Below are 8,766 nucleotides of genomic sequence, written 5' to 3' on the forward strand. Positions count from 1 at the left end.
AGACAGCCCCCGCAGGCCCCGGCCGTCGGCCAGCGGTCAGCGGTCAGGCACGGCCCCCCAGCGCGCCCGGACCCAGGGCCTCCCCGGACGGTTTGCCCCAGACTCCACCTTGGGCTTGCCCGCGGCTACCTGTGCCGCCCGCTGCGGAAGACACTGCGGCTCCTGGCTGCTGGAGGGCCGGCCACCGCGCCGGCCGCGGCCTGTTGTCTCTGGTGACGAGGCGTTGGGCCTCGGCCCGAGCGCCCGCCGCGCCCGGCGTGGCCCGCCCGAGCCGTCGCGGGCGCGGACACGGCCGCCGTCCTGCTGGCCGGCGGGCTCGCTCAGCTCGATCCCTGTACCGGCCGACGGCTATCGCTGGCGGGGCCCGCTCCGGGTCGGCCGGCCGCAGGCGTCAGCCGCTGAAAGGCCCGCACGCCCTCCCCGAACCTCGGCACGTCGCCGATCGTGACGTCCAGGCGCAGCCGGGTGTGGCGCAGTGCGAGGCGCCAGGCGCCGCCGCGGTCGATCGCGGCGGCGGCGTTGATCTTTGGCGACCAGGTCGGGAGCGACCAGGGTGACGTTGCGAGGGCGAGCGGGGCGCATCCCTCGGTGCACGGGGGGCGGCAGGGTGCCGGTGCCCCGCCTGGAGGCCGCAGGCCGCTGGTTGACCGGCGGTGCGGACACTCATCTGTGGCCGTGGCTCAGCCAGTGGGCGATGTCGGCGACGACGGCGGGGTCGACATGCTGCACAGTCGCGTACTCGGCGGGAGTGGACGGTCCCGCGCCGGGGAAGAACAGGTGGTCGTCGGCTTCGTAGACACGGATATCGACTTCCGGGCGGCCGGCCAGGCCCGCCCGCCAGCGCACGAGGTCGTCGGCAACGGTGACCTGGTAGTCGCGTCCTCCTTGGAGGATGAGCATCGGCTTGCCGAGCCCGGCCGCGATCGCGACCGGGTCGAAGTCACGCAGTTCGAGCCAGTACGGCGCGGGCAGGCCGAACGGCAGATCCGCCGCGGGGGTCGAAGGCGTGAGCTTGGCGCTGTCGACCAGGGCGGCCTGCCGCTGGAAGGTCTCGATGAGCGCGGGTGGGACCTGGTCGGGAAGCACGGTGGCGAGGTACCTGGCGACGCGGACAGCGGCGTGGTGCATCGGCTGCGTGTCACCGGCCATGATCACCAGGCCCGCCACCGCGGGTGAGGCGGCGGCCACTGCGGGGGCGACCTTGCCGCCCATGCTGTGGCCGAGGACGAAGACGCGCTCGGGGTCCACCGAGCGGTGGCCACGCAGCAGGTCGACCGCATCGACGGCATACGGCACGTACTCCTGCGTCATCGTCAAATCCGATGCCGCGGCCACACCGTGGTGGGCGTAGCTCGCCTTGTCAAAGCGCAGCACTGTCGTCCCGCTGCTGGCGAGCCCCCAGGCCAGGTCCTTGAGCGGTTTGTTCGGACCCGTGCTCGCGTCACGGTCGAAGGGCCCACCACCGGCGAGCAGCACCACGCCGGGGCCGGGAGCCCGCCTGTGGGGGACGCTCACCGTGCCCGACACCGCGAGCGGGCCGGCGCCGACGGTGACCTCATGCTCGCTGAAACGGCCGGGCTCGGCATAGGGCGGTGGCACCCAGGCGAGTTCCAAGCCGGTCATGGACGGTGTCGCAGCGCCGTCAGACATCCCATCACAACCTTTCTCAAGAAATGCGAACGGTAGCATGGCATGAGATCATTGCGGGATGGATGCTTTCGAACTCCTCGCCCACCCCGTGCGGTTGCGTGTGATTCACGCGATGGGCGGCGGCAGGGAGCTGACCACCACCGAGCTGTGCGACCGCATCCGGGACGTCTCCAAGGCCACGGTCTACCGGCACGTCGATCTGCTCGCAGCCGGCGGGGTCCTGGAAGTCGCCCTGGAGCGACGCGTGCGCGGCGCGGTCGAGCGCCGCTACCGGCTGCGCCGCGACCGCCCGGGAATCACCACGGACACGGCCAACTCGCTCTCGCCCGACGACCACCGCAGCGCCTTCGCCGCCGCCCTGGCGGTCCTGGCCGCCGAATTCACCGCGTACCTCGACCGCGACACCGCCGACCCGGTAGCCGACCTGGTCGGCTACCGCCAGCACGCCCTCTGGCTCAACCCTGAGGAACTGCACGCGATGATCGACGAGATGCGGCAAGCGATCGCCCCCCGCCTGGCCAACGAGCCATCACCCGAGCGCACGCAGTACCTGATCAGCCCGATCCTCTTCCCCCTCGAAGCACCGCCGGCCGCCACCGGCACCGATCACACCGCCACCAGCAGCCACAGCCCGGGGCCGGCCCTGTAGCTGAGCCAAGGCCGGACAGGCTCAGCGCCGGTTGTCGCGAAGAAAGGCACCGCGGCGCGGACACGCACCGCTCGCGCACCACCGCCGCGCCCTGTTCGGGACCCAGCGCCTCACCCTGCTCCCCGTGCGTATCCGGCAGCACGACCCGGCCGTCGACGTGCGGAAAAGCCGCCCACCTCCGCCAAGGCGACGCGGGCAGCAGCCATGTCCCGGTCGGGGCAGGACCACCTGCGGTGCGGCAGCAGCACGACGACGTCGCATCCCTGCGCGCCTCGCACAGGGACTGCTCGAAGGGGACCGAGGCCGTCCTGCGGCCCTCCACGGCCGCCCGACCGTGCCAGCCCTCGGGCCTCCCACAGAAAGGGGTGGAACACCAGCGTTCCCAGACTCGAGCACGAGGACCACAGCGTGGTGGTCCGCGGCTGCGGCGGGCTCGGCGGCTCACCGGATCTCCCGCGACGGCGGCGCAGCGGTGCACCCCGGGCGCCCCAGGCCACCCCCGGGCCCCTTCCTCGCCCCCCGAGGCGTCGGACCAGACCCCGACCGCAGCCCTCAACCGTACGCGGGCACGAACGGCCCGGGCACGCGCACAACACCCACCCGCACCCGATCTGCACTGCACCCGCACCGGCGCAACCCGCCCCCTTGTGGAGCGTGCGCACCGCCACCCGCAGCCGTGCGCACCGCCACCCGCAGCCACGGCGCGTTCAGCAAACCCGCGTTTGCTCCCGCAGATGCGCGGTGGCCACTCCCCCGGGTCCCTCGGGCGGGATGTGCGCGCCACCGGCCGACGGCCTCCGGTTGGTCGCCCAGACGATCAGCGCGCACGCCGCGAAGCCGGCCCCCAGGAGGCTGGAGCCCGCCCAGCCGTGGGAGGCGTAGACGGCGGTGGTCGCGGCCGCGCCGAGGGCGGAGCCGAACGAGTAGAAGACCATGTAGCCGCCGATGACGGTGCTGAGGCGGTCCGGGTACGCGCAGGTGAGCAGGTGCTGGTTGCTCACGTGCACGACCTGGACGGCGAAGTCCAGGGCGATGATGCCGATGACCAGGAGCCACAGCGCCCACGGCAGCTGCCCGATCGCCGCCCAGGAGGCGATCAGCAAGGCGAGCGCGAGACCACTGACCGCAACCGCCCGCCCCGTGTCCGCCCACCGTCCCGCGCGGGCCGCGCCGAGCGCGCCGGCCAGGCCCGCGAGGCCGAAAAGACCGATCTGGCTCTCGGTCAAGTGCCACGGCGCGTGAGCCAGCGGCAGGGCCACCGCGCTCCACAGCGTCCCGAACGACGCGAAAAGGAAGAACGTGATGAGCCCGCGCGTCAGGAAGAGACGCTGCGTGAACAGTTGACCGACCGACGCGAGGGCCTTGCTGTACCCCGGTCCCGCGTGTCCCTCGGGGCGCTCGTCCGGCGGCAGTACGGCCAGGACGAGAGCCGCGAGCACGGCCGACAGCGCCGCGAGCACTGCGTAGATGCTCCGCCAGCTCCCCACGTCGGCGAGCGCGCCGGTGACCACCCGCGCACCCAGAATGCCGACCACCACGCCCGAGGTCACCACACCGATGGTGCGTCCGCGTTCGGCAGGCGGCGAGATCGACGCGGCGTAGGCCACCGTAATCTGCACCACCACCGCGAACACCCCGGCCGCCGCGAGCCCCACGAACGCCATCCACGCCGCCGACGCCGCGGCCGTGAGGATCATGCCCGCCGCGGTGACCACCAGGTGCACGGCGATGAGCCGGCGCCTGTCGGCCACCACATCGCCGAGCGGCACCAGCAGCAACAACCCCGCGACGTAGCCGAACTGACCGGTCGAGACGATCCACCCGGCACGATCCGCCGACAGGCCCAGATCGTGTCCCATCGGCCCCAGAACCGGCTGCGCGGCATAGATACCCGCCACCGCCACACCACACACCACCGCGAGCAGCAGACGCCGCCACACGTTCATTACGCCCCTCCCAAATCAGTAGCATTTTGAAACTGTTTTGACGGTACGGCATGCGGCATGATGGTTTCAATCCGCAACCCATCGGGAGATGTCATGCCGCGCCCCACCGCCTGCGCCCCGAACTCCGGCTGGACCGACGCCGACTGCCCCGTCGCCCGCACGCTCGACCTCGTCGGCGACCGGTGGAGCCTGCTCGTCATCCGCGACGCAATGGACGGAGCACGGTCGTTCACCGAATTCCAGCGACGCACCGGCATCGCCCGCAACATCCTCACCGACCGCCTCCGCAAGCTCACCGCTCACGGACTCCTCCTCCAGCGCACCGCCCCATCGGGCCGCCGCCAGGAATACGTCCTCACCGACGCCGGACACGACCTCTTCGCGGTCATCCTCACCCTGCGCCAATGGGGCGAACGCCACACCTTCCACCCGGGCGAAACCCACTCCACCCTCATCGACCAACACGGCAACCCCGTACCGGACATCACACCGACCGGCACCGACGGCACCCTCGTCAACGCCGACACCACCCACGTACGCAAAACCGACAACACCCAGATGCGCAAAACCCACTAGAAACGAACAGCAGGCGCGGGACAGCACCCGGCCACGACGGCACGCGGTGCGCGGCGTGCGGCGGCCGAACCGCACCTCGCGCCACCGAAACCAGCACGCCCGTCCGGCCCGCAGCAGACCCAAGCGCCCACCGGCCCCAGACCCAGGGCGCGCCGGCGGAAACCGATCGAATCGAACGCGACACCGCCGCGGCGGCAGGCCGCGCCCCGCGCCTCCAGCCACACCGCCCCCCCCCAGCCAAGAGGCGAAGGCCCATCCGGGGCGCCCCGGATACCGGCCGGTCCCGAACCCGACGGACCCCGCCGGGCCCAGCCAACAGGGCCCGGCGAGGAACTCGCGACCCAGCCGCGGAAGTCCACCGCCCCCCAAGGAAACCGGCGCCCCTCGGCAGGACGACCAAAGCCGCCAAAACCGCCGGGGCGGCGGGGGCCGGCTACGCAGCCGCGGCATCGACCCGCACCGCAAGAGGGACCGGCTTTGGACCTCGCCGAGAGGGTCGCGGGGCCAATCCAGGCCGCCTGCTCTGTGGCTTGCGGCCAGGGGCACTATGCCGCTGACAACCGTTGACGTTGCGAGGTATCGATCGGTAGGCCGAGGGCATCGGCGAGGATGAGCAGGCAGGCGTCGAGGCGGTAGAGGTGGCGCACGGCCCGCTGCGCAGCAGGGCTGGAGCCCAGGGGTGCCGGTGCGGCGGGATGGCCGGTCGACAGAGCGGCGGGCGTGGTCCACACGGGGCGCGCGGGAGGTGTGCGCGGGCCGATGCGGGTGAGTGTCTCCAGGGTGGCCTCGACGCGTGCGGCGGTGCCCCGGGTGGCCGGATCGGCGAGAGGGAGAGCCGCGGTGAGGGTGGCGAGGTGTTTGGCCTGGGTCGCGCAGACGTCCAGCAGCGCGGTGATGTAGCGGAGGGTGCGGCGGCGTTGGCGCCAGGGGGTGGCGCCGTAGGTGAGGGGCTGGGCGGTGGTGCGCAGGTCGGCCAGTGCCTGGTCCAGCTGTCGAGTGGCGTCCACCGAGGCTGTGGTGCCGGGGCGGAGGGCCGCGTCGACGACCTGGCGCAGGCAGGTGAGCGCGTCGCGCAGGCGGGCGTCGGCGGTCGCGGTCGTGGGGACGGGCCAGACGAGGTGAGCGGCGAGAATGCCGCATACGGCGCCGGCGGCGGTTTCCAGGACTCGATCGCTCAGAACACGGCTGCTGGGGGTGTTCAGGAGCGGCAGGGCCAGGGCGATGGTGGCGGTGACGAAGAAGGCCATCGCCGCGTGAGAGAGCTGCGCGGTGGCGGCGATACCCAGGACTCCGGCGACGATCAGCATCATGGTGGCCGTGGGGTGGCCGACGGTCAGGCCGGCGGCGGCGAGAGCGGCCAGGACACCGGCGAGGGTACCGATGGTGCGGCGATAGCCCTTCACGAGGATCTCACCGGCGGTGGAGGTACCCACGTAGATGGTCCAGCAGCTGAGCACCGCCCAGTAGGCGTGCGCCCCGCTGGTGATCACATGCCCGGCCGCCAAGGCAGCGGCAGTGCCGGTCGCAGCCTGCGCCGCAGCCCGGGTGGTCGGCCGCTGAAGACCCCGCCACGCCGCACCGGGCTCCGCCGTGCCGCCGGGAGACGGAGGTGTGCGCTGCTGGCCGGCCCGCTCGTCGACGCCCTGGACAGCCGGCGCTGGGTCACCGGGGCGGTGCTCCCCCGCGTGCAGAGCGGTCAGGGCACCGGTGAGATCATCGATCGCCTCACCCACCCGATCGGCGACTGCCCCCGTAACCTTCACCCGCCGGTGACCGGCCCATGAGGCATGCAGCTGTCGACGTACAGACCGTGCAGGGTGGTCAGGCCGGCAGCGGCCTGCCCGACCCGAGACCTGGCGACAGGAAACGGGGACCGCGCACCGGCCACCGCCAGGACGCACGGAAGGCGGAGAGCGAACACGGGGCACGGTGACCGAACACAGCCAAAGCCCCGACGACCAGGCGCTCAGCCGCCAAGTCAACTTCCACAAACCGCCGCCACACCTCCCCGCTGGCGCCAGCCAGGAGCGCCGGCAGACCGACCGGCGGCATCACAAGCACGGCGGTGCCGTGGTGCAACCACGCCAAAACCCACCGCACCCGCACCACCACCTGACCCACCGACCGACCCGACGCCGGCGGATCGGCGGCGAAAATAGTGAGGATGCGCAACAGGCACTCCAGACAGACATCGAAAGACCGGCACACCCCGGCCGCCGCCCCCTGCCCGGTCACAGGCGCCAGGGCCAGGCGGGTCAGGGCGCCCGCGGTGAAGGCGACGGCCTGGGCGGTGTAGAGGCCCGTGAGCAGCACTGGGGTGGCGTGGACGAACTGGGTGGCGAAGAACGCCTGGAAAGCGAGAGTGCCCAGTGCGGTGGCGCGCTTGCCGTACCGGCGCGCGTACACCGCGCCGAACACCAGCGCGACCAGTACGACGCCGGACACCAGCGGGGTGGTGGTGAGCAGGGCGCCGAGCGTGGCGGTGGCCAGAACGGCGGGAACAGCCAGGGCGAGGGTACGCAGCTGGTCCACGGTACGGGGGTCGGAGATGGTCAGGGAGGAGACCATCGCGGTGGCCGTACCGACCAGGATCAGCGACGGGTCGGCGCCCAGAGCTGCGAGCACGGCCAAGGTGAGCAGCATGGTGGCGGCGATGCGGGCGGCGGTGGCGGCGCGCAGCAGGCCGGGATCGGCGGCGGTGACGGCGTCCACGAGCGCGGCAGCCGCCGCCTGGATGGGGGTGGGGGTGTGCACTGCTGTCGTACCGCTCTGATCGGGCCGGGCAGCGGGACCGGCCCGACTGCGGTGTGGATCGGCGGGCCGAGCCCGCGGGCCCGGTCGGGCAGGGTTCAGGGCTGCCAGGTCTCGGTGGCGTACTTCTTCATCACCTCGGCGATGTCCGCGGGATTGAGCCCGTCGGGGCCGGGCTTGAGGCGCTGCAGGTCGCGGAAGTACTCGATGTACAGGTCGGGGGTGGTGGTGAACAGGATGCTGGCGTCCTGGTCGCTGTCGGGGTTGCTGAAGGTGTGCGGGGTGCCGATGGGGGCGGTGACCAGCTGGCCCGGGCCGACGCGGTGGGTGTCGTGGCCGGAGGTGAAGTCGACAGTGCCGGAGAGGACGAAGAAGGTCTCCTCGTGCTTGCGGTGCAGGTGCTGCGGCGGGCCGCTGAACCCGGGAGCCAGCCACAGCTCGGCGATGCCCAGACGCTTGTTGGTCCGCGAGCCGTCCTCCAGGATTCGCACCCGGGTGGAGCCCATGTCCAGCAGGTCGCCGTCGTTCTGGGTGACAAGGTTGATGGTCACGGCCAAGGTCTCCGATCGTCGAGCCGAGAAGTAACACGTGCAGTTTTATGCGGTAATCACTGCTTTGTGCGGTTGACGCGTCCGTACGGCGGTGGGTGCCGGTTGCGGCAGGCGGCCGGTGGCGTACCGGTACGAGGCGGTGACGATCTCCTGAACGAGGGCGTGCTCGTCCTCGTCGCGGGGCGCGTACACCATGAGGGCGTTGGCCCGCCGCGGGTGGTAGAGCGGGTGGCGCTCACCCCAGTCGGCACCCAGCACCGCGGCCTGGTCGTCCGGGTGGAGGGCGAGGTGGAGGCTGCCGTCGGCGTGCAGGTGGACGAACTCCGTGCCACGCGGCGGCATGAGCACCGCGCCGTCAGCAGGCGAGGCCATCAGGAACTCGCCCGCGCCGCCGCGGACGCGCCCCGGCACGTCCCCCGCTGACGGCCCGCCCGCCGCCCGCGAAGCTGGAGCGGCTAAAACACTTCGAGGACAAGCTCCTGCTCCAGGCCGCCGTCGGCGGCGGCCGGCCCCAGCACCACGGAGGCCGGGCGTGGCGCGGGCAGCACGGCTGCAGCCGCCACTGCGGCGGGGCCCGGCTGCGCGACCGCGGCGGCCTGCCGGGCACGGGCCTGCTCCCCCGGGGGGGGGGGGGGGGGGGGGG

8 protein-coding genes and 1 pseudogene are annotated in these 8,766 nt (G+C 72.5%); 2 read left to right on the forward strand and 7 right to left on the reverse strand.

Features of this window, described 5'->3' with window-relative positions:
* Nucleotides 1-663 precede the first annotated feature (663 nt).
* Nucleotides 664-1,623, reverse strand: a complete 960-nt coding sequence (locus ACSNOD_RS24410) for an alpha/beta hydrolase family protein (protein ID WP_436769188.1) — start codon at nucleotides 1,621-1,623, stop codon at nucleotides 664-666.
* An 85-nt stretch (nucleotides 1,624-1,708) separates the two neighbouring features.
* On the opposite strand from ACSNOD_RS24410, the gene ACSNOD_RS24415 reads away from it, so the two are divergent.
* A complete protein-coding gene (locus ACSNOD_RS24415; RefSeq protein WP_436769189.1) occupies nucleotides 1,709-2,299 on the forward strand; it encodes a helix-turn-helix domain-containing protein in 591 nt (196 codons plus the stop codon).
* 707 nt (nucleotides 2,300-3,006) lie between these two features.
* On the opposite strand, the gene ACSNOD_RS24420 is transcribed toward ACSNOD_RS24415, so the two are convergent.
* The gene (locus tag ACSNOD_RS24420; protein ID WP_436769190.1) at nucleotides 3,007-4,245 is read right to left on the reverse strand and encodes an MFS transporter; all 1,239 of its coding nucleotides are present in this window, start codon (nucleotides 4,243-4,245) and stop codon (nucleotides 3,007-3,009) included.
* Between the two features lie 93 nt (nucleotides 4,246-4,338).
* Here ACSNOD_RS24420 and ACSNOD_RS24425 point away from each other — a divergent pair, with 93 nt between their 5' ends.
* Nucleotides 4,339-4,821 carry a winged helix-turn-helix transcriptional regulator gene (locus ACSNOD_RS24425; protein ID WP_436769191.1) on the forward strand — a complete coding sequence of 161 codons (483 nt, stop codon included), beginning with the start codon at nucleotides 4,339-4,341 and terminating at the stop codon, nucleotides 4,819-4,821.
* 545 nt (nucleotides 4,822-5,366) lie between these two features.
* Here the strand turns inward: ACSNOD_RS24425 and ACSNOD_RS24430 are convergent.
* From ACSNOD_RS24430 to ACSNOD_RS24450, 5 genes and pseudogenes are all read right to left on the reverse strand, one after another.
* Nucleotides 5,367-6,326 (reverse strand): FUSC family protein, encoded by a 960-nt coding sequence (locus ACSNOD_RS24430; RefSeq protein ID WP_436769192.1) that lies wholly within the window; start codon nucleotides 6,324-6,326, stop codon nucleotides 5,367-5,369.
* A gap of 316 nt (nucleotides 6,327-6,642) precedes the next feature.
* Nucleotides 6,643-7,575 carry a hypothetical protein gene (locus ACSNOD_RS24435; RefSeq protein WP_436769193.1) on the reverse strand — a complete coding sequence of 311 codons (933 nt, stop codon included), beginning with the start codon at nucleotides 7,573-7,575 and terminating at the stop codon, nucleotides 6,643-6,645.
* A 95-nt stretch (nucleotides 7,576-7,670) separates the two neighbouring features.
* Entirely contained in the window at nucleotides 7,671-8,123 is a 453-nt protein-coding gene (locus ACSNOD_RS24440) for a cupin domain-containing protein (protein ID WP_436769194.1), read from the reverse strand.
* A gap of 45 nt (nucleotides 8,124-8,168) precedes the next feature.
* On the reverse strand, nucleotides 8,169-8,534 hold the full coding sequence (locus ACSNOD_RS24445; RefSeq protein ID WP_436769195.1) for a luciferase domain-containing protein: 366 nt from the start codon (nucleotides 8,532-8,534) through the stop codon (nucleotides 8,169-8,171).
* A 44-nt stretch (nucleotides 8,535-8,578) separates the two neighbouring features.
* Nucleotides 8,579-8,766 (reverse strand): annotated as a pseudogene (locus ACSNOD_RS24450) (hypothetical protein); the annotation flags it as partial.

The sequence above is a fragment of the Streptomyces sp. URMC 123 genome (assembly GCF_051386515.1).
Lineage (GTDB): Bacteria > Actinomycetota > Actinomycetes > Streptomycetales > Streptomycetaceae > Streptomyces.

What these genes read in the sequence shown, in the direction of transcription:
- ACSNOD_RS24425 (WP_436769191.1), top strand. Translation starts at nt 4,339, where the DNA reads ATGCCGCGCCCCACCGCCTGCGCCCCGAACTCCGGCTGGACCGACGCC.
- ACSNOD_RS24420 (WP_436769190.1), bottom strand. Translation starts at nt 4,245, where the DNA reads ATGAACGTGTGGCGGCGTCTGCTGCTCGCGGTGGTGTGTGGTGTGGCG.
- ACSNOD_RS24410 (WP_436769188.1), bottom strand. Translation starts at nt 1,623, where the DNA reads ATGACCGGCTTGGAACTCGCCTGGGTGCCACCGCCCTATGCCGAGCCC.
- ACSNOD_RS24415 (WP_436769189.1), top strand. Translation starts at nt 1,709, where the DNA reads ATGGATGCTTTCGAACTCCTCGCCCACCCCGTGCGGTTGCGTGTGATT.